Source organism: Kocuria sp. 2SI (assembly GCF_005502825.1).
Classification (GTDB): domain Bacteria; phylum Actinomycetota; class Actinomycetes; order Actinomycetales; family Micrococcaceae; genus Kocuria; species Kocuria palustris.
In genome coordinates this window covers 52,541-77,457 of record NZ_SCNB01000013.1, presented here as the reverse complement: position 1 = coordinate 77,457, position 24,917 = coordinate 52,541, and the positions used below count along the sequence as shown (strand labels likewise).

Genomic DNA, 24,917 nt, shown 5'->3' with positions numbered 1-24,917 from the left:
CAGTGGCGAGGATTAGCAACGCGCTACGACAAGCTCGCGATCACCTATCGGGCGGCGGTCGTGATCAGCGCGATCCTGACATGGCTACGCCGATAAAGGAGACATGCCCTAGTCCCGTGGCGTCAACGCTTGTGTTGCCCGTCCAGGAATGCGGCGAGCCTGGCCCGGCCGTGCGCCGACTGCAAGGGATCCGCTCCCGCCACGACCTGATCGAGCAGCCCCACCGCGGACAGGATCTCGAGGGCGCTGGTCAGCTCCACGTTCTCGCCGCGCTCGAAGTTGCGCAGCGTCGTGAGGCTGACTCCTGCGCGGGCGGCCGCGCGCTTGGCGGTGAGCCGATTGATCTTGCGCATGGTGGTGACGTGCGCGCCGATCGTCTCCAGCGCGCGCTGCACGGGGGCTGTCGGCGCGGTCATGTCTTCAGTCTGCCACGCTGCCAGCAGAGCAGCAGAAAACCCCTGGAACTGACAGGATGCTGGCAGTTCCAGGGGTTTGATGCAGCGCTGGAACAGGCTCAGTCGCGGGCCGTCGGCTCCGGCGTCTCGGTGCGATCCTCGCGGCGCTCGTCGGCGGCATCGACCTCGGACAGCGAGAACGGGAAGTACTGCTCCAGGATGCGGGCGATGCCCTCGTCGTCGTTCGTGGCGGTGACGACATCGGCGGCCTCCTTGGCCTCCGGGATGCCGTTGCCCATGGCCACGCCCAGACCCGCCGCGGAGAGCATGGTGATGTCGTTGCCGTTGTCGCCGAAGGCCATGACGGCCTCCAGCGGGATGCCCTTGGCCGCGCAGTAGTCGGTGATCGCCGAGGACTTGTCCACGCCGCGGGCGGTGGCCTCGAAGTAGATCGGCGAGGAGAACGTGCACTCGGCGCGATCGGCGAAATCCCGGTCCAGCTCCTTCTGCAGCTCGAGCAGCTCGGGGCGCTCCCCGGTGAACAGCAGCTTGGTGGCCGGCTCCGGCAGATCGGCGACCTGCGGCAGCGGACGGATGCTCAGCGCGTTGCCCTCGGCCTCATGGCGGACCTGCGGGTGCTCGGGCTCCGAGGCGAAGAGCTCCTCCCCCAGCGGGATCATCACGATCAGGCCTCGCGAGAGCACGTGGTCGATGATCTCCTGCGCGGTCTGGGCGTCGATCTCCCGGCGGGCGATGACCTCCCCGGAGGCCTGGTCCACGATGATCGACCCATTCATGCCGGCCAGGATCAGATCCTCGCCGATCTCCAGCTTCTCGGCCAGCTGCTTCAGACCGGGGATCGGGCGGCCGGAGGCCAGCATGATCTGAGCGCCCGCCTCCCGGATGGCCTCCAGCCCCAGGCGGGTGCCGGGCTGGAGCTGGCGGTCGCTGCCCAGCAGGGTGCCGTCGATGTCGAAGGCGATGAGGCGGAAGGTCATTGGGGTCTCCTGTGCTGGGGCGGGCAAGCATTCCTGCCCCCCAGCATGCCAGCTCAGCGCCCGGGACGACGGGCCTTACAGCGGCGGCCAGGGGATCCGATATCCACCGGTCTCATCGTGCGGCAGCACCGGGTCTGCCAGCAGCATCTGCACCCGCAGCTGCAGGGCCATCTGCTCGACCGGGAAGAGCAGCTCCTCGAGCTCGTCGGGCAGCTGCTCGGCCAGTGGAGCCAGGTCCTCGAGCAGCCCCTCCGGCACGGGCTCGCCGGCGAACTCCCAGATCACGGTGCGCAGCTTGTCCGGGGCCGAGAAGCACAGCCCCTGATCGATCCCCCAGATGCGGCCGTCGGCGCCGTGCAGGACGTGGCCGCCCTTGCGATCGGTGTTGTTGGCGATGACGTCGAAGACCGCCATCCGCCGCAGATCGTCGTGCGTCTCGGGATGGGCGTCGTAGAGCGTGAAGTAGTGCTCCTGCGGATCGTGGTCCACGAAGCGCTGGATCGACCCGGGGCCGAACGGCCCCTCCTCGCGCAGCACCGTGGTGGGGATCAGCCCCCAACCCAGGGCCTCGGACAGCACGTAGGCTGCCCGCTCCCGGCGGTAGATGCGCGGCGGGAAGTCGCGCAGGGGCTTCTCGCCCTCCTCCGCCTTGTAGACGCCGCGGACGGTGCGGCCGTCGTCGTCGGTCACGTCCACGAGCAGCGCGGAGTTGGAGGACTCGCGGAACAGGCCCACGAGCTCGATCTCCCCGTGCTGCAGGACGTGCTCGTCAGCGCTCATGGGAGGGGGATCAGTCCGAGAGCAGGTCGGACAGGAAGCCGTCGGTCGTGTTCATGCGCAGAACCGAAGGTGCCCGTCCCGGCATATACGAGATCGCCGAGACGGAGCAGGGATCCACGGAGATGCGCTGGAAGTGATCCAGGTGCGAGCCGAGCGCGTGGTTGAGCAGCACCTTGATGGGGTCCGCGTGAGAGAAGCACACGACGGTCTGGCCGGGATGCCGATCGCGGAGGCGCTGGATGCCCTCGACCATGCGGTACTGCATCTCCGTGAAGCTCTCCCCGTCCGGGAAGCGGAAGCTCGAGGGGCTCTGCTGCACGGCGGTCCACTCCGGCAGCTTGGCCAGGTGCTTGAGCTTCTCGCCGGTCCACTCGCCGAAATCGCACTCGAGCAGGTCCGACTGCGCCTCGGCGGTGAGCCCGGTGGCCTTCTCGACCGGCTCGGCGGTCTCCCGCGTGCGCTCCAGCGGCGAGGTGTACAGGGCGTCCACGGCCAGGCCCTGGAAGCGCTCGGCCAGCCGCTCGGCCTGCGCCAGGCCCTTCTCGGACAGGTGCAGCCCCGGTGCACGACCAGGCAGGACCTTTCCCGTGGTGGGGGTGAGTCCGTGGCGGACCAACAGGATCAGCGTGGGGCGCTCGGCGGAGGTCTGGGAACTGTCGGTCTCGGTCTGTCTGTCGCTCACGCGCTCACCGTACCGCCCACGGCCGACTGCGGAAGAGGGGCGGAGGCACCGAGTGCGCTCAGCGCGAAAGCACCCAGCCGGGTACTGCCAGGCCACTTGTGCTGTCGCGGTGCAGGGCTAGCGTGAAGGTGTGACCGATCACCCTGACATCAGCACCCTGGGCGAGCTGCGCGCCGCCGATCTCCCTGTCCGCACCCTGCGTGAGGAGCTGCGGGCCAACCTGCTCGACGCCCTGGCGGAGGACCGCGACCCCTGGCCCGGTCTGCACGGCCTGAGCCGCACGGTCCTGCCGCAGGTCGAGCGCGCCCTGATCGCCGGGCACGACATCGTCCTGCTCGGCGAGCGCGGACAGGGCAAGACCCGTCTGCTGCGCACCATGGTGGGCCTGCTGGACGAATGGTCCCCGGAGATCGAGGGATCGGAGCTGCACGAGCACCCGCTGGATCCGATCACCGACGCCTCCCGGACCCGCATCGCCGCCGAGGGCGACTCCCTGCCCATCGTCTGGCGACACCGCGACGAGCGCTACGTGGAGAAGCTGGCCACCCCGGACACGTCGGTCGCGGACCTCATCGGCGACGTCGACCCCGTGCGCGTGGCCGAGGGCCGCCGCCTGGGCGATCCGGAGACCATCCACTACGGCCTGATCCCCCGCGCCCACCGCGGCATCGTGGCCATCAACGAGCTTCCCGATCTGGCCGAGCGCATCCAGGTCGCCATGCTCAATGTCATGGAGGAGCGCGACGTCCAGATCCGCGGCTACGTCCTGCGCCTGCCCCTGGACGTGCTGGTCGTGGCCTCGGCCAACCCGGAGGACTACACCAACCGCGGGCGGATCATCACGCCGCTGCAGGACCGCTTCGGCGCGGAGATCCGCACCCACTACCCGATCGAGCTCGCGGACGAGATGGCCGTGATCTCGCAGGAGGCCGACCTGGTCGCCGAGGTCCCCGAGGCCCTGCTGGAGATCCTGGCGCGCTACACCCGGCTGCTGCGCGAGTCGCCGGCCGTGGATCAGCGCTCCGGAGTCTCGGCCCGCTTCTCGATCGCCGGTGCGGAGACCACGGCCGCGGCCGCCCTGCGCCGAGCCACGGTGTACCGGGAGGACGCCGCCGTCGCACGGCTCGTGGACATCGACGCCGCCGTGGACGTGCTGGCCGGCAAGATCGAGTTCGAGGCCGGGGAGGAGGGCCGCGAGCAGGCCGTCCTGGACCACCTGCTGCGCCGGGCCACCGCCGAGACCCTGGCGGCACGGCTGCGCGGAGTGGACCTGGACCCCCTGATCGAGGCCCTGGACGGGACCGTCACCGTGACCACCGGTGCGGACATCCCCGCCCACGAGCTGCTGGAGGAGCTGCCCGAGCTGCCGGAGGAGAGCCAGGACCTCTACGACCGGATCGCCCAGGCCTTCGGCGCCGAGTCCGCCGGCGAGCGCGCCGCGGCCGTCGAGCTGGCCCTCGAGTGGCTGTTCCTGGCGCAGAAGATCTCCAAGGACGCCGACGACGACGGCACCATCTACGGCTGAGCAAGGGCTCCCGGCGCCGCTGACCGGGTCCGCGCTCATCGTCCCTGCACCACGGAAAGAAGGTGCGCAGTGCCTGCGTATCGCAACAGCCGCTACGGCCGCTATCGCGGGGGACCCGATCCCCTGGCGCCGCCGCCGGACCTCACGGAGGCCCTGGACGCGATCGGCCGCGATGTCATGGAGGGGTACTCGCCGCAGGATGCCCTGCGCGAGTTCCTGCGCCGAGGCGGTCGCGGCCAGCGCGGCCTCGACGACCTCTCCCGGCGGGTGAACCAGCGCCGCCGCGAGCTGCTCGGCAAGCACAGCCTGGGCGGCACGCTCGATGAGGTGAAGAGCCTGCTCGAGCAGGCCGTGCGGCTGGAGCGCGAGCAGCTGCTGCGTGACGCCCGCATGGATCCCACGGACCGGCAGCTGCGGGAGATGCAGCTCGGTGCACTGCCGTCGTCCACGGCCGCGGCCGTGTCCGAGCTGGCGGACTACGACTGGGCCTCTCAGCAGGCCCGGCAGACCTATGAGCAGATCAAGGACAAGCTCGGCCGCGAGGTGCTGGATCAGCGCTTCGCCGGCATGAAGCAGGCCCTGGAGGGCGCCACGGAGGAGGACCGCCAGGCGATCTCGCAGATGCTCGCCGATCTCAACGAGCTGCTGGCCAAGCACGCTCGCGGGGAGGACACCCCTGAGGACTTCGAGCAGTTCATGGAGGAGCACGGGGAGCACTTCCCGGAGGATCCGCAGGACATCGACGAGCTGATCGACGCCCTGGCCCAGCGCTCGGCGGCGGCCGCGCGCATGATGAACTCCATGACGCCGGAGCAGCGCCAGGAGCTCATGGAGCTGTCGGCCCAGGCCTTCGGCTCCCCGCAGCTCATGGAGCAGCTCTCTCAGCTCGACGCCAACCTCCAGGCCCTGCGCCCCGGCGAGGATTGGAGCGGCTCCGAGCGCTTCGAGGGCCAGGAGGGCCTGGGACTCGGCGACGGCACCGGGGTGCTGCAGGACATCGCGGACCTGGATGCCCTGGCCGATCAGCTCTCCCAGAGCCATCAGGGCGCGGCCCTTGATGACATCGACCTCGACGCCCTGGGCCGCCAGCTCGGCCAGGACGCCGCAGTGGACGCCCGTACGCTCAGCGAGCTGGAGAAGGCCCTGCGCGACTCCGGGCTGCTGCACCGCGGATCGGACGGCGCGCTGCGGCTCTCCCCGCGCGCGGTGCGCCAGCTCGGGCGGGCGCTGCTGCGCGACACCGCCGAGCAGCTCTCCGGCCGCCCCGGCTCACGGGACACCCGCCGCACCGGCGCCTCGGGAGAGCTCACCGGCTCCACCCGGGCCTGGCAGTTCGGGGACCTGGAGTCCTGGGACGTGACCCGCACGATCACCAACGCGATCCAGCGCACCGTCGGGGAGGGCGGCGATCCGTCCCGCGGCATGCGCCTGCGTGTGGAGGATGTCGAGGTCCAGGAGACCGAGGACCGCACTCAGGCGGCGGTGGCGCTGCTCGTGGACACGTCGTTCTCCATGGCAGCCGAGGGCCGGTGGCTGCCCATGAAGCAGACCGCCCTGGCCCTGCATCACCTGATCAGCACCCGGTTCCGGGGCGATTCCCTCGAACTGATCTCGTTCGGACGATGGGCCCGCACCCTGGACGAGAACGAGCTGACCGCCATGCCGCCGGTGCACGAGCAGGGCACCAATCTGCATCACGGCCTGCTGCTGGCGGGCAGGTTCTTCCGCCGGCACCCGTCGATGCAGCCGATCCTGCTGATCGTCACCGACGGTGAGCCCACCGCGCACCTGCTGCCCAGCGGCGACGCTCACTTCGACTGGCCCACCTCCACCCCCACGCTGCAGGCGACCGTCTCCGAGCTGGACCGCGTCACCCGCACCGGGGCGCACACCACGTTCTTCCAGCTCGGCGACGACCCCGGCCTGAGCCGCTTCCTCAACGCCATGGCCCGCCGGGCCGACGGCCGCGTGGTGGCCGTGGATCCCGAGGAGCTCGGCTCGGCGGTGCTGGACGAGTACCTCTCGTCCAAGGGCGGGGAATGAAGCGACGGAATATGTCGGGCTCGTCCTGTCTTGAACCGAACAGTTCCGTCCCGCCGCCGAGGAGGCCGCTCATGCCCGATCTGTTCGACCAGCTGACCCTGGGAACTCTCGAGATCCCCAACCGCGTGGTCATGGCACCGCTGACCCGCCTGCGCGCTCAGGCCGACGGCACGCCGTCGGACCTGAACGTCGAGTACTACGCCCAGCGCGCCTCGGCGGGCCTGATCACCACGGAGGGCACCTTCCCCGCAACCGTCGGGCGGTCCTACCCGGGCCAGGCCGGCATCGCCGACGACGCCCACGCCGCCGGGTGGAAGCGCGTGGCCGAGGCGGTGCATGCCGAGGGCGGGCGGCTGTCCATGCAGGTCATGCACGGTGGCCGCATCTCGCATCCGGAGATCAACGGCGGCGAGCAGCCCGTGGCCCCCAGCGCGATCGCCCCCGGCACCTCCCTGCACCTGCAGGACGGGCGCAAGGACGAGATCCCCGTGCCCCGCGAGCTGAGCACCGAGGAGCTGGCCGGTGTCCGCGACGAGTTCGCGGCCGCCGCACGCCGGGCCGTCGACGCCGGGGTGGATCTGATCGAGCTGCACAGCGCCAACGGCTATCTCCTGCACCAGTTCCTGGCTCCGGCGTCGAATCAGCGCACGGACCGGTACGGCGGGACGCCTGCGGCGCGGGCGTCGTTCGTGGCGGAGGTTGTGCGCGCCGTGGCCCAGGAGGTCGGAGCCGATCGCACTGCGATCCGCCTGTCCCCGGGCAACGGAGCGCAGGGCACGGCGGAGACCGACCCGCAGGAGACCGAGGCGACCTACCGCGCGCTGCTGCAGGAGATCGGCGGGCTGGGCCTGGCCTATGTCTCGCTGCTCGTGGCGGATCCGCAGGACCCCTCGGTCGCCCTGGTCCGCGAGCTGTTCGACGGCCCGCTGCTGCTGAACACCGGGTGGGCGCAGATCACCGATCTGGAGGCGTCGCGCGCGATCGTGGACAGCGGCGCCGGCGATGCCGCCGTGGTGGGCCGCAGCATGATCGCCAACCCCGACCTGGTGCAGCGCTGGCGCGAGGGCCTGCCGGTCAACGAACCGGACCCCTCCACCTTCTACACGCACGACGCCGCCGGCTACACCGACTACCCGCTGGCCGTGAGCGGATCCGCCGCACCTGAAGGTCCCGCCATGACGCGGCCCTGAGCCAACCTCAAAGGGGGTTCGCGCCGTCAGCGAACAGCCAGGTCAGGATCAGGGCCAGCACAGACAGTCAGGGTGCTGATGTTCTAGGCTCGAAGCATGACGAACAACGAGAAGCACGATCAGCTCACCTTCCAGAACCCCGCGACCCGCTACGTGCAGATCGACCCGCCGGTGCAGTCCCAGGAGGCCCCCGGCCTGGACCGCGATCTGGATCCCCGCGCCGATCTGGGCGAGGAGACCTACCGCGGCACCGGGCGCCTGGAGGGCCGCACGGCCCTGATCACCGGCGGCGACTCCGGCATCGGCGCCGCCGTGGCGATCGCCTTCGCCCGCGAGGGCGCGAACGTGGCCATCAGCTACCTCCCCGAGGAGGAGCAGGACGCCCAGCACGTCAAGGAGGTCATCGAGGGAGCCGGCCGCAACGCGTTGCTGCTGCCCGGTGATCTGCGCGACAAGGACTTCTCCCGCAAGCTGCCCGGCAAGGTCGCCGATGAGCTCGGCGGACTGGACATCCTGGTCAACAACGCCGGGCGCCAGATGCACTGGCAGAATCTGGAGGAGATCACGGACGAGCAGTTCGAGAACACCTTTGACATCAAGCTGTTCTCGATGTTCCGCGTCACGCAGGCGGCGCTGAACGTGATGCCGGCGGGCTCGTCGATCATCAACACGACCTCCGTGCAGGCCTACAAGCCCTCGGAGACCCTGGTGGACTATGCCTCCTCCAACGGCGCCATCAACGCCTTCACGCAGGCCATGGCTCAGCAGCTCATCGGGCGAGGCATCCGCGTCAACGCCGTGGCCCCGGGCCCCATCTGGACGCCGTTGCAGGTCACGGACAACAAGAACGAGGAGCAGCTGACCTCGTTCGGCCGCCAGGCCCCGATCGGGCGCGCCGGTCAGCCCACCGAGCTCGCCCCGGCCTACGTCTACCTGGCCTCCCCCGAGTCCAGCTACGTCACCGGCGACGTCCTCAACGTCAACGGCGGCTCGCCCGTCGCCTGATCAGCACACGCCACCGCACGACCACGCCGGGTCGGAGCCTCCCCAGGCTCCGGCCCGGCGTCCTACGCTGAGGAGCATGACCATCAAGGCACAGCGCATCACCGATTCGATCGCCCATCACGCCGAGGGCCCTGTCTGGTGGGCGGCCACCGGGCGCCTGAGGTTCGTGGACATGCTCCACGGGGCGATCATCGAGATCGACGACGACGGCGGCCACCAGCGCTTCGAGGCCCCCTCCCGCATCGCCTCTATGCTGCGCCCGCGAGTGGGCGGCGGCGCCGTCGTCGGGCTGGAGAACGGCATCGGCCTGGCCCGCCAGGAGGATCTCTCAGATCTCGAGCAGATTGTGACCCTGTTCGAGGACTCCGGGCTGCGCACGAACGAGGGTGGCTGCGATCCCCAGGGCCGGCTCTGGCTGGGCGACATGGCCTATGAGAAGACCGAGGGCGCCTCGAGCGTCTACCGCTGGGACGGGCCCGGCACCGAGCCGCAGACGGCCTGGGATGGCGCGACCATCGCCAACGGCATCGGCTGGAGTCCGGACGGGAACCTCGCCTACTGGAACGACACCCCCACGGGACAGATCACGGTCTTCGACCACGACCCGGAGCGCGGACCCGTCGACCCCCGCGCCTTTGTGCGGATCCCGGAGGACGCGGGCCACCCCGACGGCCTCACCGTGGATGCCGAGGGCGGCATATGGACAGCGCTCAACGGCGGCAGCGCCGTGCACCGCTACTCCCCCGAGGGCGAGCTCACCGAGGTGATCGAGCTGCCCGTCCGCCAGATCACCGCCTGCACCTTCGGCGGCCCGGACCTGGACCGGCTGTTCATCACGACGTCGCGGGAGAACCTCCCCGATGACGAGGAGCCGGCGGCCGGATCGATCTACGCCGTCGAGCCGGGCGTGCGCGGCATGCAGCCGCTGGCCTTCGGAGGCTGAGCCGTGCAGATCCTGCGCAGAAGCCGCTCCAGGCGCGCACCGCGCCTGGCACCCCGGCTGCTGGCCACCGGCGCCGCCGTGACCGCCACGGCAGCGATCGGCTCGGTCGCCACGGGTCCGGCGGTGCGCTCCCCCGAGTACACCCAGCTGGACAAGCCCTCATGGCAGCCGCCGGGAGTCGCGTTCCCGATCGTATGGACGGGCCTCTACACGGTCATCACGTGCTCGTCGGCGCTGGCGCTGACGAACCTCGCCCGGCACCGAGAGCGAGCGCAGGCCGATGAGCACGAGCTCGTGCCGCCGCAGCGGCCGCGGGTCCCCGCGCGGCGCTCCCGCCCGCTGTCCCGGCAGCTGAGTCGTCGCAGCGCCGGGCTGGGTCGATCCCTGGCCGTGAATCTCGCGCTGAACGCCGGCTGGTGCTGGACCTTCTTCCGGGCCCGCGAGTTCGAACTGGCCTCGGTGCACGCCGCCGTGCTGACCCTCAGCTGCGCAGACCTGAGCCGACGTGCGGGCTCCGCCCATCGAGGAGCGGGGGCAGCCCTGGTCCCCTACATCCTGTGGTGCGGCTTCGCAACGGCGCTGAGCACTTCGATCGCGAGGCGCAATCCCCGCCGGTGAGCCGCTCGATCGAAGAATTCTCTGCCGTCGGCACCTCACAGCCCCATCACAGGTCCAGGCGAACCTCGCCACATGGGCCGCTCGTAGCTTCGTGATCAGACAGCCCGGCAGCAGCGCCGGGCGGACCCCGATCACGAAGGAGCAGCCGTGCTCTTCCTGCGCCGCAGCCGCGACACCGCTTCCCAGGACTCCGCCTCTCAGGAGCCCACTGCCGAGCCGCCCGCCGACAATGAGAACGACCCCCGGGTCGAGATGATCGACGGGCGACCCCACTACCAGGGGCGCCCGCTCGAGCGGCCCGAGGACGAGGTCCAGGACCAGGGGCTGTCCTTCGACCTGCAGACGCTCGTCTCCCGTCGCAGCGCGCTCTCGGCGCTGGGCCTGGGTGCCACCGCCTTCGGGCTGGCGGCCTGCGCGCCCACCTCGAGCTCCTCCTCGGCGTCCTCGTCGGCCTCCGCCACGAGCTCGGCGACCCCCACCAATGACGCCTCGATCGACGTGGCCTCCGAGATCCCCGATGAGACCGCCGGCCCCTACCCCGGCGACGGCTCGAACGGGCCCGACGTCCTGGAGGAGTCCGGCGTGGTGCGCAGCGACATCCGCTCGAGCTTCGGCACCGGCTCCGCCACGGCCGAGGGCATCCCCATGACCCTGGAGATGACCATCGTGAACATGACCGACAGCTACAAGCCCTGGGCCGGAGCTGCCGTCTACGTCTGGCACTGCGACCGCGATGGCCAGTATTCCATGTACTCCGAGGGCATCGAGGATGAGAACTACCTGCGCGGCGTGCAGATCGCCGACTCGAGCGGCAAGGTCACCTTCACCAGCATCTTCCCCGCCTGCTACACGGGTCGGTGGCCGCACATCCACTTCGAGGTCTTCCCTGACGAGGCCTCGATCACCGATCAGTCCAACGCGGCGTCGATCTCGCAGATCGCGATCCCGCAGGCCACCTGCGATGAGGCCTACGCGACCGCGGGCTACGAGTCCTCGGTGACCAACATGGCCTCGCTGTCCCTGGACACGGACAACGTGTTCAGCGACGACGGCGGCCAGACCCAGCTGGCGACCGTGACCGGTGATGCCAAGAGCGGGTACACCCTGTCGATCACCGTGGGCGTGGACACCAACACGGAGCCGTCGATGGGCGGGATGGGTGGCGGGGCCGGCGCCCCCGGCGCTGCACCTGCGGCCTGAGCCTCCGGCGAGGTCCCGCCCCATCGGCTCCCGCAGCCTCAGCTCATGGATTCCGAGATCGGCATACTGACTGGTCCCGGCTGGTTCTCGGCCAGCCAAGATGCCAGGGTCCGCAGCCGGGCCTCGGAGTCCGAGCCCTTCTCGGTGGAGTAGAGGAACAGCGTCTGATCCTCCGCGCCGGTGACCTCCAGGGCCTCGTAGTGCACATCGATGCGGCCCACGAGCTGAGCCAGCTGGGGATCGTCGGGGTGACGCCCGGCATCCAGGCGCAGGGTGCCGGCCATGGAAGAGGCGACCTTCTCCCAGTCCACGTACTTCTCGCGAGCCTCGGGGTCCAGGAAGGCCCAGTGGATGAGGCTGCGCTGCCCGGGGGCGCGGGCGGGGGTGTCCGCCAGCAGGAAGGCGGTCAGCGAGTGCTTGAGGCGCTGCTGCTCCGCCGTGGGGGCCCTGGCCCACTGGGGCAGTACCAGCGCCCGGGCCAGATCCTGCAGGTGGCGGGCGGCGGTGGGGTCCAGCTCGAGCGCCTCGGCCAGGGCGAGCTGCACCGATTCCGACGGCCGCTTGTGCCGGCCCTGCTCCAGGCGCGTGTAGTAGTCCGTGCTCACCCCTGCCCGCGCTGCGACCTCCTCGCGACGCAGACCGGGGACTCGCCGACGGGGCCCGTCGTCGTCGGGGGCCAGCGCAGCGCGCCGGGGGGCCGGCTCTGGTGGACTGAGCGGAATCCGTCCGCCGTCCAGCCACCGGGCAGTCCCATGTCGACGCGGCAGCGTGCTCCGGTCCTCGAGCGGCCCGACCTCTCCCCCGCCGGGCCTCGGCAGCTGCTGCGCGACCTCAGTCCCGAGTACGCGGTCAACGGCCTGATCGGCCTGATCTTCTCAGCCCCCGGGCCGATCACCGAGACGCTGGCCGTGGGCGCCTCCGGCGGGCTGTCGGATGAGCAGATCGCCTCCTGGGTCTTCGGCATCTTCCTCTCGGCGGGGCTGGCGACCATCTTCATGTCCCTGCTGTTCCGCCGCCCCTTCGGCTTCGCCTGGTCGATCCCGGGAACCGTGCTGCTGGGGCCGTCCCTGCAGCACCTGTCTTTCCCGGAGGTCGTGGGTGCGTTCTTCACCACGGGTGTCCTGGTCATGGGACTGGGCATGACCGGTGTGGTGCGCAGGGCCATGGCGGCGATCGCCCTGCCGATGGTCATCGTGTTCGTCCTGCTCACCGCGGTGCCCGCCCTCGGCAAGCGCATGCCCCGGTGCTGGGGACCCTGCTGATCGGGCTGGTCATGGTGGTCGCCACGGGCCAGTTCCGCTTCGAGGCCGACGGCCGCGTGCCGGCCCAGCCCGTCTTCACCGCGCCCGAGTTCACCCTGGGCGCCCAGCTCGAGCTGCTGGTGCCGCTGGCGATGACGGTGCTCGTGGTGCAGAACGGCCAGGGCATCGCCGTGCTGCGCCAGGCCGAGCACGACCCGCCAATCAACTCGCTCGCCGTGGCCTCCGGCGCCTTCTCGATCGTCAATGCGTCGGTCGGCGCGGTCTCCGCCTGCGTCACCGGCCCCACGAACGTGCTCCTGACGGCATCGGGGCAGAAGCAGCGGCAGTACACGGCGGCTGTCACCTACGGCGTGCTCTCGCTGGTCTTCGCCCTGTTCGCCCCGGTGTTCACGCGGTTCATGCTCGCCACCCCGGAGGCCTTCGTGCTGGCCCTGGGCGGCTTCGCCATGATCAAGGCGCTGCAGGGGGCGTTCGTCACCGCGTTCTCCACGCGCTTCACGTTCGGCGCCCTGGTGACCTTCGTGGTGACGGTCTCCGGGCTGGACCTGTTCAACATCCACGCCGCGTTCTGGGGCATCCTCTTCGGCTGCGCCGTCTCCCGCGTCCTGGAGCCCCAGGACCACCTGGGCCTCGACTGATCCGCCGCACCTGGGTTCCAGGCGCGGCGGGCCTCGTGTGAGATCACTGCGCGCCGGCTCGACTCACTCACCGACCGAGGTCACTCGGCGTCGGCGTGGTACTCCACGGCGTCGTCGTGGAGCATCCACAGGTCCGGGCCGAAGATCTCGTAGCGGATCTGCTTGCCCGGGATGCCGGCGCCGATCAGGGCAGAGCGGGTCTCCTTCATGAAGTCCAGGCTGCCGCAGAGGTAGACCTCCGCACCCGCGTCAACGCCCTGGGCACCGAAGTCGGCACGGCCGATGTGGTCGGCCTCGCCCTCCTCGACCGTCCAGCGCTCGAAGCGCGCCTCCGGCAGCTTCTCGATGAGGGCCTTCTGCTCCTCGAGCAGCGGCGCCGCCGCGTCCGAGGAGTCCACGCGGAACGCAGTGACCTGGCGCTGCGATCCCTCGGCGACCAGACGGTCCAGGAACGCGACCATGGGCGTGACGCCGATGCCCGAGGAGATCAGAACGAGCGGGGCGGTGGAGCCGGTGAGGACCACGTCGCCGTACGGGTTCGACAGCTTGACCGTGGAGCCGACCTCCATGGCGGTCACGACCGGCGAGACCTCCCCGTCCATGTCCTGCTTGACGGCCAGGCGGCGCTGACGGGGGCTGTCGACCGGGATCAGCGTGAACTGCCGGGACTGCTCGATGCCCTCGGGTAGCCGCACCTTGATCGAGACGTACTGCCCGGCCACCGCATCGGTCATGGGGGTGTCGTCGGCGGGCTCGTAGGTGAGGACATAGGTGCCCTCCGAGGTCTCGCGCTTGTCCACGAGGGTGAACTCGTTGAACACGTTGTCGTTGGCCTGCTCGGAGTACAGGCCCTTCTCGAGCTTGATGAGGGCATCGGCCATGAGCCAGTAGACCTCGGTCCAGGCCGCGGCGATCTCGGGGGTCAGGGCATCGCCCAAGTCATCGGCGATCGCGCCCAGAAGGTGCTTCTCCACGATCGGGTACTGCCCCTCCACGATGCCCAGCGACGTGTGCTTATGGGCCACGCGCGAGAGCAGCTCGTCGGGGTAGGACTCCGGGTGGTTGAGGATGTGGGTGGCGAAGGCGACCACGGAGCCGGCCAGGGCGAGGGGCTGCTCACCGGTGCGCTGGTTCGCGCGGCTGAAGATGCCCTCCTCGATCAGCTGCGGCTCCGCCTCGAACATCGACTGGTAGAACTTCGGCGCGATGTCCGGAAGGCGCTCCGCGATCACGGGCGCGGTGGCTTCGATGAGCGGGCGGGCTGACTCGGAGAGCATGGGCTCCTCTTCCTGTGCACGGCTTCGCCCCATCGCCGCCGACGGAGTCCCCCGCGGCAGGCGCTGAGCCGACGGCCGGTTCCGGCCGCACCTTGGATCGTTGCACCGCCGCCGCGGCCGGGGCTTGATCTTGGTCAAGCCCCGGCAACCGGTTGCCGCCGTCCCGGGGACGGCTCACATCCCCGCAGGCCCTCCTTCGGCACGACGGCGCGGTGCCGGCCTCGTGGCCCGCAGGGCGATCGGGATCATGACCGCACCGGCTCCGAGCACGACGACGACGGTCGCCAGAGTGATCGGCGAGATCAGCGCCCCTGCCCCGATCATGGGCGACAGGACGATCACGGTCGCTCCCACGGCGATGACCAGCAGGACCCGCAGCGGCCGCATCACCGCCAGGCGACGGGCCCGATCGATCTGCGCCACGGGCATGCCCAGCCGGTGCAGGCCGAACCACACCTGCCAGCGATCATCGGCCGCAGCGGCCTGATCGATCAGTACGGCTCGCCCGCCGAGGAGGACGGCGAGCACCATCAGGACCGGGAGGATCACCCGCCACGTCCCCATGGCGGGGACATCGCGACGGGTCCGCACGGTCAGCGGCGTGATGCTCACCCGGCGCAATCCGGCCGCCGCGGCGAGACCGGCCGTGTCCAACAGCGCGGCGACGCACAGAGCGATCGCCCACCAGGGCAGCACCAGGGCGGCGGCCCCGATCCGCACACCGTCCACATGCAGCCCGCCCAGGGCCGGGATCAGCGCCGCGTAGATGCCCAGGCCGGCCAGCAGCCCGGACAGCCGCGCATCGCGCCGCCGCGCGGACAGCTTGGCCGCAGCACCTGCGAGCTGTACCAGCGGCAGGCTGAGAATGCACAGCGCCACAGCGCTGAGGGTCCTGTACAGCATCCGCATTCCGGGCTCGGCGTAGTCGTGGCTCCAACCCGAGCACGGCCGGCGGGGGCACGGCAGAGCCGGAGCGGGACAGGGTCTCAGCGCTCATCGTGCCGCCCCCTGCTCGATCGCGCTGTCGCTGGCGATCCGGCCAGACCCAGCCGGCCCAGCCACCACGCGGCCTGCCGCTGCGCCTCGGCCCGGGAGACCCCGCACAGCATGAGCGACATCCCGGCCAGGGCGTGGAGCAGCGTGGTCTTTCCCGAGCCCGAGGGGCCGGTGATCGCCACGGACTCCCCAGGGGAGACCGTGAGGCTCACCCCGGCCAGGGCGGCCGTCGATCCGAAGTGCTGTGCGAAGTCATGAGCGTGGAGAACAGCTGTCGTCATGGCTCCACGATGCGCTGCGGGGCTTCGTCGGCACGTCGGGCCGGGTCTGGTCTTCGTGCCCGTCGCCGCGCCCCGTCGTGGTACCGCGGTCTGATCGGCATACCGACTCTCGGATGACTCCGAGACCGTCCCCACCCGGTTCACAAAGTTATCCACAGGTGTGGAGAAAGGTGTGAAGAAGTCGAACATGTCTGCGAACAGCGCGGGCTCGATCCACCCTGATCGGTATCCACAGGCTTGTTCACACTTGTGGAATTACACGAATGGCGTTCGTCCACCGCTGTGGACACAGTCTGTGGACAGCCGCGGTGCACAGCTTCTCAGCCGCGGGGGCGACGGCCGCGCCCGCGGAGTCCCAGCAGCGCGCCCATGACCACCAGGCCCGTCACGATGCCGCCCAGATGCCCCTGCCAGGAGATGCCGGGGAAGAACAGGCTGAAGGCCGTGTTGAAGCCGATCAGCACGAGGATCCCGGACAGGTTCTCGCGATAGCGCCGCCCGCCCCACAGCGCCAGGGCGAGCACGGCGCCGAACAGCCCGAAGACCGCGCCGGAGGCCCCCACGGTGAACGTGTAGGCGGGCGAGAGCAGCAGCACCGCCGCCGCTCCGCCCAGCAGCGAGAGCAGATAGACCGTGAGGAAGCGCCCGCGCCCGATCTCCGGCTCGAGCATCCGGCCGAAGATCCACAGCGTGTACATGTTCAGCAGCAGGTGCGCGGGGTTGGACATCGAGTGCGAGAACCCGCTGGTGATCACCGTCCACGGCGCCTGCGAGACGTAGCCGGGGGCCAGGCCCAGCAGCACGAAGGGGTTGATCCCCATCAGGCTCAGCAGCCACTGCACCGCGTAGACCGCCACGTTGATCCCGATCAGCACCCAGGTCACGGTCATGGCGCCCCCGCGCCGGCGAGCCTGGCGAACAGAGGGAACCGAGGGGGCGGGCCGAGCCTGACGCGCCTCAGGATGCCCCGCCTGCCACGACGCCCCCTGCAGCGGATCGCTCGGCTGCCCAGCAGGCTGCGACGGGTCCGCCATCCGCCCGTACTGCGGCAGCTGCGGGCCGCTGTCGCTGCTGGGATCGCGGGGAGATCCGGGCTCGCCGCTCGGCTCGTGGGGTCCCTGGGTCATCGGTGTGCTCCTGTGCGAAGGATGGTCCTGGCTGGGCGGCGGGGCGCCGTCGTCGCGGGCCCTGCGCCGTCGGATATGGCGCAGGGGCCCGGCCGATCGGCCGGGCCCCTGCGGGTCGACGATCGCCGCGAGCGCGGGATCATCGGGTGCTGCGAGTGCTGCTCAGAGCTGCTCGATGTCGATCGAGGTGATGACGGCGTCCTCGACCGGGCGGTCCATGCCGCCGGTGCGCACGCTGTTCAGCTCGTCGACGACCTTCTTGGAGGCGTCGTCGACGACCTCGCCGAAGATCGTGTGCTTGCCGTTGAGCCACGGGGTGGCCGAGGTGGTGATGAAGAACTGCGAGCCGTTGGTGCCCTGGCCGCCGCGCTTGCCGGCGTTGGCCATGGCCAGCAGGTACGGCTTGTCGAAGCTGAGCTCGGGGTGGATCTCATCGTCGAACATGTAGCCCGGGCCGCCGACACCCTGACCCAGCGGATCGCCGCCCTGGATCATGAAGTCCTTGATGATGCGGTGGAAGATGACGTCCTTGTAGAGGGGGCCCTCGCCCTTGGAGCCGGTGTTCGGGTCCACCCACTCCTGGGAGCCGTCGGACAGGCCGATGAAGTTCTTGACGGTCTTCGGAGCGTGGTTGCCGAAGAGCTCCACGACGATGTCGCCGTGGTTCGTGTGGATGGTCGCCTTAGCGGTGGCAAGAGAAGTCATGGCCCCAGTATCCCATGACCGGCTCGCTTGTCGCGGAGAAGAGACGACGACGGTTCCCGTTCCGCCGCGAGTGAAAAAGCACAGCCGTCTGCTGAAAACTCCCTGAGTGATGGGTGACCCGACGGCCTCCACCATGGGTCATCCCAGGCACAGCCCGTATGCTGGACCGAGAATCCTAGACCCCCGAGGAGGGAGCTTCCATGAGCAAGAGGGCAGAGAAGAAGGCCGCCAAGGCAGCCGCCGCGCGTCAGGCCGCTGTGGAGAACCGCGTCGTCGACGCCGGCGACTGGCTCGCCAAGGAGATCGGCGCCCTGGCGCCGCGCCTGCAGGACGGCGTGCGCTCCGGCGCGATCTCGCTGGCCGGCGGCATCCACACCGCCACCCCGTACGTCCAGCAGGGCGCCGCCACCGCCAAGGGCGCCACCTCCGAGCTGCGCAGCCGCGCCGCCGTGCAGGCCGCCAAGTCGGCCCCGCAGGTCGCCAAGGTCGCCGCCAAGGTCGCTCCGGTGGGTGCAGCCGTGAAGGCCTCCCCGCAGGCCGCCAAGGCTCTGAAGGCCGCCAACGACGGCAAGCTGGCCGTGTCCGAGCGCTACAACGCCACGGCCGCTCAGCTGGCCCAGCGCTTCGCCGACGCCGACACCCCCGAGCAGTTCGAGGCCGCCGTCGCGCGCCTGACCGGCAACAAGAAGGCCGTCAAGAACGCCAAGAAGGCCGCCGCGCGCATGTCCAAGGACTACGCCAAGCAGCAGAAGAAGGCGCAGAAGGGCGGCGGGCGCGGCCTGCTCGTCCTCGGCCTGGTCGTGACCGGCCTGGTCGCCGGCGCCGCCGCCTTCAAGGCCTCGCGTCCGGTCCAGGATCCCTGGAAGACCCCGGCCTCGACCTCCCCGCGCGTGACGGCCTCCCCGGTCGACAAGTCCACCACCGTGGCCGCCGGCCAGGGTGTGAAGGTCGATGACGGCAAGGCCGACTCGAGCGTCAAGGACACGGCCAAGTCCGTGACCGAGGATGCCAAGCAGACGGTCAACGAGATCAAGGACCAGATCAACGGCACCCAGAACGAGAAGAAGGACGGCCAGGCCTGAGCCTGATCGCCTTCAGCGGCTGAGGCCGCACACCGCACGGCCCCCTCACCGAAAAGGTGAGGGGGCCGTCGTCGTCCTGGATGCCGGGGCCGGGGCAAGAGTGCCGGACCCCGGGGCGGGGATCAGCCGAAGGAGCCGATCACGTCCTGGAGCGTGTCCCAGACCTGGTAGATGCCCAGGATCGTGAACAGGCCGGCGCAGATGCTCAGCACGCCGTTGGTGACCCAGCCGTTGCGCCAGCGGTCGGGGGTGCGCTTGGTGTTCAGCAGCCCCAGCAGCGTGATCGCCAGGAACGGCATGAACAGCGCGCCCAGCACGCCGTAGAGCAGGATCAGGAAGATCGGACGGCCCAGCAGCAGCAGGAGCATGGGCGGGAAGGTGATCCACAGCAGGTAGAACTTCACGTACTTGCCGCCCGGACGGGTGGCGGGGTGACCCGAGGGCAGATCGCGGTGGTGGCCCCAGAAGTCCGCGAACATCAGCGAGACGCCCGACCACACGCCCACGACCGAGGAGAACGACGCGGCGAAGAAGCCGATCAGGAACACTGTGCCGATGGCCTGGCCGTAGCGATCGTTGAGGACGTCGGCCAGATCGAGCAGCCCGGCGTCGGTCGCGGAGATGGACACGCCCGCCGCATAGAGCACCTCGGCGCCCACGATCAGCATGGAGAGCACGAAGATGCCGGTGACCACGTAGGCGACCGTGTTGTCGAGCTGCATGACGCGCATCCACTTGGGGCTGGCCCATCCCTTCTCGCGCAGCCAGTAGCCGTAGGCCGCCAGGGTGATGGTGCCGCCGATGCCGCCGGACAGCGCCAGAGTGTAGACCAGTCCGCCCTCGGGGATCATGGGCACCAGGCCGGCGATCATGCTCGGGATGTTGGGTGCGGCGATGATCGCCAGACCCACGACCACCACGAACATGATGCCGACCATCACGGCCGTGAGCTTCTCCACCAGCGCGTACTTGCCGAACCAGACCATGAAGAAGCCGGCCAGGCCCATCAGGATGGCCCAGGCCGGCAGCGGCATGGTGTTCGGGAACAGCGCCACGATCGGCAGGGCTGCCGAGGACATGGCCGTGGCCCCGTACACGAAGCCCCAGATCATGATGTACGGCGCGAAGTAGACCGCCGTCCACTTGCCCAGCGAGCGCCAGCCCTCGAAGATCGTGCGGCCGGTGGCCAGCGAGTAGCGCCCGGCGCCCTCCACGAGCACGATCTTCACGATGGTGCCCACGATGACCGCCCACAGCAGGGCGTAGCCGTAGCGCGAGCCGGCCGTCAGGGTGGCCACGAGGTCGGCTGCGCCCACACCCGTGCCGGCCACGACCAGGCCCGGGCCGATGATCTTCCACCGGCGGATCGCAGTGAGCTGCTCATCCGGATCGATATGGGGCATGGGCCCCAGGTACTCCTTCGGTGCGGACATGGCTCACCCTTCTGACGACGTGATCTGCGCCATGAGTATCTCAGGTGATGCCCAGATCCTGAACATCAGCTGGCATCGCAGCTCGTGCAGGTCTCAGCGACGCCTTCGTCAGGCGAACAGCCACTGCGAGGACAGCTCCTGCGCCAGCCCCGGCTCCCGGTAGGACTCGACCCCGAAGAACGCCCGGAAGTGCTCCAGAGGCATCGCCAGCATCCCCTGCACGTCCGCCTGGGAGGCGTGGCACTGCATCGTGCGCCGCTTCAGCTCCAGCAGCTCGTCGTCCAGCTCGAGCTGCCAGTGCAGCTGAGAGGCCGGGATGCCGAAGCCGTTGCCGTCATCGGCCGGCCCGTCGGGGTCCATGACCTCATCCGGGGAGGCCCCTGCCGCCAGAGCCTGCTCGCGCAGCGCTCGAAGGCGATCCCGGTTCATGGACTGCTCCAGCAGCCGGGGCCGCTCGGCGGCGAGCTCTGCCGCGCGGTGGGCCACCTGATGGACCTTCACGTGATCGGGATGCCCATAGCCGCCGTGCCAGTCGTAGCCCACCAGCACGTCGGCGCCCTCGTCGTCCAGGATCGCGGCGACGGCCCGGGCGGCCTCGTCGACGTCAGCGCGGTGGAAGCAGGCCTCGCCGTCGTTCTGCTCCCAGCCGGTCATCCCGGAGTCGTGGTAGCCGAGCCACTCCACCCGGGAGATGCCCAGCACCCGTGCTGCCGCAGCTGCCTCCGTGCGCCGGTGATCCGCGACGGAGAGCACCTCCTGGGCGTCATCTGCAGCCTCCAGCGGTGTGCCGAAGTCCCCGTTGGTCGCGAAGATCTCGACCACGCGATGCCCCTCCGCCGCGGCACGAGCCATGGTGCCGGCGGTCTGCGAGGACTCGTCGTCCGGGTGGGCGTGGAGGAAGACGATCACGGCCATGGCGGGGCAGCTCCTGAGATCAGTGGCGGGCGCACGACGACGGCCCCGCCATCAGGCGGGGCCGTCGTCGATATGGAATCCGGTGGAGGCAAGGGGACTCGAACCCCTAACCCTCTGCTTGCAAAGCAGATGCGCTACCAATTGCGCCATGCCCCCGGAGCATCCTGTCGAGCTGAACTCAGTCGACGGGATCTGCGGCTTCGCGCCAAGCGGCGCGATCGGCATCTGCGGAGCGCAGCCGCCAGGCGGCGACTCCTGCTCCGGCGGCACCGAACACCAGCACGATCGCCGTGACAGCGTTCTTCATGCCGGTCTCCGATGCACTGGGATGCCGTTGAACCGTGGGCGTACCAGGAATTGAACCTGGGACCTCTTCGTTATCAGCGAAGCGCTCTAACCGTCTGAGCTATACGCCCGTGACCAGCGAACCGGTCACGTCCGCTCGGGCGACCTGGCGGTCTGTCCGTCGCGGAACGAATAGGGACTCTACACGATCGCCGCGACCGGGACCAATCCGAGATCCCGGTCGGCAGCGCCGAGCAGATCAGTCGTCGGTCAGCGTGACCCCGATGCCGCCGATCAGGCCGGCGGCCAGGTTGTAGAGCATCGCGGCGATGACCGACAGCAGCGTCAGCAGGATCACGTTGATCACCGAGAGGATGGTCGCGAAGATCGCCACCTGTCCCAGGGAGACGATCTCCTGGACCTCTGTGCTGCCGCCCGGGCCGGCCAGCATGGCTGCCAGCTCGTTGATGCCGTTGAACAGACCCGTGATGTCCATCAGGATCCAGATCAGCACGGCCGCGACGACCACCACGATGCCCAGCGCAACCGAGAGCAGGAACGCGAGCTTGAGCACCGACCAGGTGTCCACGCGCGACACGACCAGGCGCGCGCGGCGCACCTTGGCGCGCGGTGCGGGCCGCACCAGTCCCTTGGTCGAGGACCGCTGGGGCGTGCGGCTGCTGGACGACGACGCCTTGGCGCTGTCCGCCTTCTTGGCCTGGCTGGGAGAGGATCCCCGACCAGCGCCGCCGGACTTCGAACGTCCAGCCGCACCAGAGCGTGCCTCGGGGCTCATTCGTTACCTCCGTTGTTGACTTCGTCCAACGTTACGACATCCTCATCCGCAGCATCGGCTGTCGGATCCGCAATCGTAGCCGTGCCGTTCTCGACGGCTTCCTCGACCGCGTCCTCGATGTGGCGCTCGGCATTCCAGGCCACACCCACGATCGAGTCCTTGGGGGCGGGCTTGGCGAAGATGACGCCCATGGTGTCGCGGCCCTTGGCGGGGACCTCCGAGACCGCAGAGCGCACGACCTTGCCGGAGGCCATGACGACCATGACCTCGTCGGATTCTCCCACGATCAAGGCGCCGGCGAGCTTGCCGCGCTCATCCCCGACCTTGGCGACCTTGATGCCGAGCCCGCCGCGGCCCTGGCGCCGGTACTGCTCTATGGCCGTGCGCTTGGCGTAGCCGCCCTCGGTCACCACGAACACGTAGCTCTCGGTGCCCTTCGCCACGACGTCGGCGGCCAGCAGCTCGTCGTCATCGCGGAACTTCATGCCGGTCACGCCGGAGGTCGCGCGGCCCATGGGTCGCAGCGCCTCGTCATCGGCCTGGAAGTGCAGGGACTGGCCGTTGCGCGAGACCAGGAAGATGTCGTCGTCGGAGTCCACGAGCTTGGCCGAGACCAGCTCGTCGCCCTCGCGCAGGTTGATCGCGATCACGCCGGCGGTGCGGTTGGTGTCGTAGTCCTCGAGCCGGGACTTCTTCACCAGGCCGCTGCGCGTGGCCAGCACCAGGTACGGGGCGTCCTGGTAGGTCGACAGCTCCATGACCTGGGCGATCTGCTCGCCGGGCTGGAAGGCCATGACATTGGCGACGTGCTGGCCCTTGGCGTCGCGACCGGCCTCGAGCAGCTCGTAGGCCTTGGTGCGGTACACGCGGCCGTGGGTCGTGAAGAACAGGATCCAGTGGTGCGTGGTGGTGGTGAAGAAATGCTCGACGACGTCGTCGCCGCGCAGATTCGCTCCGCGGATGCCCTTGCCGCCGCGGCGCTGGGCCCGGTACTGATCGATGCGCGTGCGCTTGACGTAGCCGCCGCGGGTGATCGTGACGACCACGTCCTCCTGGGGGATCAGGTCCTCCATGGACATGTCGCCGTCGTAGCCCCACAGGATCTCGGTGCGGCGGTCGTCGCCGTACTTCTCGACGGTCTCCTCGAGCTCCTCGGAGACGATCTGGCGCTGCAGGTCCTCGGAGGCGATGATCGCCTCGAAGCGAGCGATCATCTGCTCGAGCTCGGCGAAGCGGTCCTGGATCTTCTGCCGCTCCAGCGCCGCCAGGCGCCGCAGCTGCATGTTGAGGATGGCCTGGGCCTGCTCCTCGTCGATCCCAAGCAGCTCCATCAGCCCGGTGCGGGCCTCGTCCGGGGTGGGCGAGCGGCGGATCAGGGCGATGACCTCGTCCAGGGCATCCAGGGCCTTCAGCAGGCCCACCAGGATGTGCGCCTCCTCCTGCGCCTGACGCAGACGGAACGTGGTGCGCCGGACGATGACCTCGATCTGGTGGCGCACCCAGTGGTAGATGAAGGCGTCCAGCGACAGCGTGCGCGGCACGCCGTCCACCAGGGCCAGCATGTTCGCGGAGAAGTTCTCCTGCAGAGGGGTGTGCTTGTAGAGGTTGTTCAGCACCACCTTGGCCACGGCGTCGCGCTTGAGCACGATCACCAGGCGCTGACCGGTGCGCCCGGAGGTCTCGTCGCGCATGTCGGCGATGCCGCCGATCTTGCCCTCCTTGACCAGGTCCGCGATCTTGATGGCCAGGTTGTCCGGGTTGACCATGTACGGCAGCTCGGTGACCACCAGGCAGGTGCGGCCGTGGATCTCCTCGACGGAGACGACCGCGCGCATCTTGATGGAGCCGCGACCGGTCCGGTACGTGTCCTCGATGCCCTTGTGGCCGAGGATCTGCGCACCGCCCGGGAAGTCCGGGCCCTTGACGCGCTTGAGCAGCGCCTCGAGCAGCTCCTCGCGGCTGGCCTCCGGGTTCTTCAGGTACCACTGCACGCCGTCGGCGAGCTCACGGAGGTTGTGCGGCGGGATGTTGGTGGCCATGCCCACGGCGATGCCGGCGGAGCCGTTGGCCAGCAGGTTCGGGAACCGCGCCGGCAGCACGGTGGGCTCGCGCGACTTGCCGTCGTAGTTGTCCTGGAAGTCGACGGTCTCCTCGTGGATGTCCCGGACCATCTCCATGGCCAGCGGAGCCATCTTGGTCTCGGTGTATCGCGGGGCGGCGGCGCCGTCATTGCCGGCGGAGCCGAAGTTCCCCTGGCCCAGGGCCAGCGGGTAGCGCTGGACCCAGTCCTGGATCAGGCGGACGAGGGCGTCGTAGATCGCCGAGTCGCCGTGCGGATGGTAGTGGCCCATGACGTCGCCGACCACGCGGGCCGACTTGTTGAAGGACCGGTCCGGGCGGTAGCCGCCGTCGTACATCGTGTAGATGACGCGGCGGTGCACCGGCTTGAGGCCGTCGCGGACGTCCGGCAGGGCTCGTCCGACGATCACCGCCATGGCGTAGTCCAGGTAGGAGCGCTGCATCTCCGTCTGGAGGTCGACCTGCTCCACGCGATCGCCGGTGATCGTGGCGGCCTCGACCTCGGTGCCCGGCTGGTTCTCCGGCTCCTCCGGGGTGACCTGGCTGTCGTCGCTCATTCGTGCGCTTCCCGTCCTTCTCCCGACGCCCGCGGGCGTCTGTGCGTCTGCTCGGCCGCTGGGCCGTGGTGCTCGAGACTGATCCGCCGGTCACCACCATGGAGG

Annotated in this window: 25 protein-coding genes, 2 tRNA genes and 1 pseudogene; 11 read left to right on the top strand and 17 right to left on the bottom strand. The window is 69.7% G+C overall.

Annotation, left to right across the window (positions count from 1 at the left end):
- Positions 1-96: pseudogene (locus tag FFS25_RS09085) on the top strand (IS5/IS1182 family transposase); the annotation flags it as partial.
- Between the two features lie 26 nt (positions 97-122).
- Here the strand turns inward: FFS25_RS09085 and FFS25_RS09080 are convergent.
- The 4 genes from FFS25_RS09080 to FFS25_RS09065 form a co-directional block, all read right to left on the bottom strand.
- Positions 123-416 (bottom strand): helix-turn-helix domain-containing protein, encoded by a 294-nt coding sequence (locus FFS25_RS09080; protein ID WP_137802659.1) that lies wholly within the window; start codon positions 414-416, stop codon positions 123-125.
- 98 nt (positions 417-514) lie between these two features.
- Positions 515-1,393, bottom strand: a complete 879-nt coding sequence (locus tag FFS25_RS09075; protein ID WP_137802658.1) for a Cof-type HAD-IIB family hydrolase — start codon at positions 1,391-1,393, stop codon at positions 515-517.
- A gap of 75 nt (positions 1,394-1,468) precedes the next feature.
- Positions 1,469-2,173, bottom strand: coding sequence for an SCO1664 family protein (locus FFS25_RS09070; RefSeq protein WP_137802657.1), 705 nt, complete (start codon positions 2,171-2,173; stop codon positions 1,469-1,471).
- Positions 2,174-2,183: 10 nt separating this feature from the next.
- Positions 2,184-2,855, bottom strand: a complete 672-nt coding sequence (locus FFS25_RS09065) for an MSMEG_4193 family putative phosphomutase (RefSeq protein ID WP_006215347.1) — start codon at positions 2,853-2,855, stop codon at positions 2,184-2,186.
- Positions 2,856-2,985: 130 nt separating this feature from the next.
- Here FFS25_RS09065 and FFS25_RS09060 point away from each other — a divergent pair, with 130 nt between their 5' ends.
- The 7 genes from FFS25_RS09060 (at position 2,986) to FFS25_RS09030 (ending at position 11,379) form a co-directional block, all read left to right on the top strand.
- Positions 2,986-4,380 carry a sigma 54-interacting transcriptional regulator gene (locus FFS25_RS09060; RefSeq protein WP_137802656.1) on the top strand — a complete coding sequence of 465 codons (1,395 nt, stop codon included), beginning with the start codon at positions 2,986-2,988 and terminating at the stop codon, positions 4,378-4,380.
- Positions 4,381-4,449: 69 nt separating this feature from the next.
- Positions 4,450-6,423 carry a vWA domain-containing protein gene (locus tag FFS25_RS09055; RefSeq protein WP_137802655.1) on the top strand — a complete coding sequence of 658 codons (1,974 nt, stop codon included), beginning with the start codon at positions 4,450-4,452 and terminating at the stop codon, positions 6,421-6,423.
- A 71-nt stretch (positions 6,424-6,494) separates the two neighbouring features.
- Positions 6,495-7,613, top strand: coding sequence for an alkene reductase (locus FFS25_RS09050; RefSeq protein WP_137802654.1), 1,119 nt, complete (start codon positions 6,495-6,497; stop codon positions 7,611-7,613).
- Positions 7,614-7,709: 96 nt separating this feature from the next.
- Positions 7,710-8,618, top strand: a complete 909-nt coding sequence (locus tag FFS25_RS09045; RefSeq protein ID WP_061712469.1) for an SDR family oxidoreductase — start codon at positions 7,710-7,712, stop codon at positions 8,616-8,618.
- Between the two features lie 76 nt (positions 8,619-8,694).
- The gene (locus FFS25_RS09040; RefSeq protein ID WP_137802653.1) at positions 8,695-9,561 is read left to right on the top strand and encodes an SMP-30/gluconolactonase/LRE family protein; all 867 of its coding nucleotides are present in this window, start codon (positions 8,695-8,697) and stop codon (positions 9,559-9,561) included.
- A 3-nt stretch (positions 9,562-9,564) separates the two neighbouring features.
- Positions 9,565-10,179 (top strand): TspO/MBR family protein, encoded by a 615-nt coding sequence (locus FFS25_RS09035; protein WP_249933843.1) that lies wholly within the window; start codon positions 9,565-9,567, stop codon positions 10,177-10,179.
- 147 nt (positions 10,180-10,326) lie between these two features.
- On the top strand, positions 10,327-11,379 hold the full coding sequence (locus FFS25_RS09030; RefSeq protein WP_137802652.1) for an intradiol ring-cleavage dioxygenase: 1,053 nt from the start codon (positions 10,327-10,329) through the stop codon (positions 11,377-11,379).
- A gap of 38 nt (positions 11,380-11,417) precedes the next feature.
- Here FFS25_RS09030 and FFS25_RS09025 read toward each other — a convergent pair whose 3' ends face one another.
- Positions 11,418-12,059, bottom strand: a complete 642-nt coding sequence (locus FFS25_RS09025) for a helix-turn-helix transcriptional regulator (RefSeq protein WP_283957215.1) — start codon at positions 12,057-12,059, stop codon at positions 11,418-11,420.
- Positions 12,060-12,131: 72 nt separating this feature from the next.
- Between FFS25_RS09025 and FFS25_RS13955 the strand changes: the two genes are divergently transcribed.
- Positions 12,132-12,641: a benzoate/H(+) symporter BenE family transporter gene (locus FFS25_RS13955; RefSeq protein WP_283957213.1), complete on the top strand. Its 510-nt coding sequence runs from the start codon at positions 12,132-12,134 to the stop codon at positions 12,639-12,641.
- Positions 12,623-13,279 carry a benzoate/H(+) symporter BenE family transporter gene (locus FFS25_RS13950; RefSeq protein ID WP_283957212.1) on the top strand — a complete coding sequence of 219 codons (657 nt, stop codon included), beginning with the start codon at positions 12,623-12,625 and terminating at the stop codon, positions 13,277-13,279. The genes FFS25_RS13955 and FFS25_RS13950 overlap by 19 nt, the downstream gene beginning before the upstream one ends.
- Positions 13,280-13,359: 80 nt before the next feature.
- On the opposite strand, the gene FFS25_RS09015 is transcribed toward FFS25_RS13950, so the two are convergent.
- From FFS25_RS09015 to FFS25_RS08995, 5 genes are all read right to left on the bottom strand, one after another.
- Positions 13,360-14,556 carry a globin domain-containing protein gene (locus FFS25_RS09015; RefSeq protein WP_137802650.1) on the bottom strand — a complete coding sequence of 399 codons (1,197 nt, stop codon included), beginning with the start codon at positions 14,554-14,556 and terminating at the stop codon, positions 13,360-13,362.
- 174 nt (positions 14,557-14,730) lie between these two features.
- Positions 14,731-15,459, bottom strand: a complete 729-nt coding sequence (locus FFS25_RS09010; RefSeq protein ID WP_137802649.1) for a hypothetical protein — start codon at positions 15,457-15,459, stop codon at positions 14,731-14,733.
- 83 nt (positions 15,460-15,542) lie between these two features.
- Positions 15,543-15,833, bottom strand: a complete 291-nt coding sequence (locus tag FFS25_RS14035) for an ATP-binding cassette domain-containing protein (protein ID WP_349654424.1) — start codon at positions 15,831-15,833, stop codon at positions 15,543-15,545.
- Between the two features lie 320 nt (positions 15,834-16,153).
- Positions 16,154-16,960: a rhomboid family intramembrane serine protease gene (locus tag FFS25_RS09000; RefSeq protein WP_249933841.1), complete on the bottom strand. Its 807-nt coding sequence runs from the start codon at positions 16,958-16,960 to the stop codon at positions 16,154-16,156.
- Positions 16,961-17,122: 162 nt separating this feature from the next.
- Positions 17,123-17,665, bottom strand: a complete 543-nt coding sequence (locus FFS25_RS08995; protein ID WP_137802648.1) for a peptidylprolyl isomerase — start codon at positions 17,663-17,665, stop codon at positions 17,123-17,125.
- Between the two features lie 200 nt (positions 17,666-17,865).
- Here FFS25_RS08995 and FFS25_RS08990 point away from each other — a divergent pair, with 200 nt between their 5' ends.
- Entirely contained in the window at positions 17,866-18,747 is an 882-nt protein-coding gene (locus FFS25_RS08990; protein WP_137802647.1) for a hypothetical protein, read from the top strand.
- A gap of 122 nt (positions 18,748-18,869) precedes the next feature.
- Here the strand turns inward: FFS25_RS08990 and FFS25_RS08985 are convergent, their stop codons facing one another.
- The 7 genes from FFS25_RS08985 to gyrA all read right to left on the bottom strand — a co-directional run bounded on the left by FFS25_RS08985 (position 18,870) and on the right by gyrA (position 24,812).
- A complete protein-coding gene (locus FFS25_RS08985) occupies positions 18,870-20,150 on the bottom strand; it encodes an Nramp family divalent metal transporter (protein ID WP_249933846.1) in 1,281 nt (426 codons plus the stop codon).
- A 138-nt stretch (positions 20,151-20,288) separates the two neighbouring features.
- Positions 20,289-21,095 (bottom strand): PIG-L family deacetylase, encoded by an 807-nt coding sequence (locus FFS25_RS08980; RefSeq protein WP_137802645.1) that lies wholly within the window; start codon positions 21,093-21,095, stop codon positions 20,289-20,291.
- 83 nt (positions 21,096-21,178) lie between these two features.
- Positions 21,179-21,251: transfer RNA gene (locus FFS25_RS08975), tRNA-Ala, on the bottom strand.
- A gap of 22 nt (positions 21,252-21,273) precedes the next feature.
- On the bottom strand, positions 21,274-21,402 hold the full coding sequence (locus FFS25_RS13945; protein WP_283957211.1) for a hypothetical protein: 129 nt from the start codon (positions 21,400-21,402) through the stop codon (positions 21,274-21,276).
- Positions 21,403-21,437: 35 nt separating this feature from the next.
- A tRNA-Ile gene (locus tag FFS25_RS08970) sits at positions 21,438-21,511 on the bottom strand.
- A 128-nt stretch (positions 21,512-21,639) separates the two neighbouring features.
- Positions 21,640-22,176: a DUF3566 domain-containing protein gene (locus FFS25_RS08965; RefSeq protein ID WP_137802644.1), complete on the bottom strand. Its 537-nt coding sequence runs from the start codon at positions 22,174-22,176 to the stop codon at positions 21,640-21,642.
- On the bottom strand, positions 22,173-24,812 hold the full coding sequence (gene gyrA, locus FFS25_RS08960; protein ID WP_053446627.1) for a DNA gyrase subunit A: 2,640 nt from the start codon (positions 24,810-24,812) through the stop codon (positions 22,173-22,175). Before gyrA ends, FFS25_RS08965 begins: the two co-directional genes overlap by 4 nt.
- Positions 24,813-24,917: the final 105 nt, after the last annotated feature.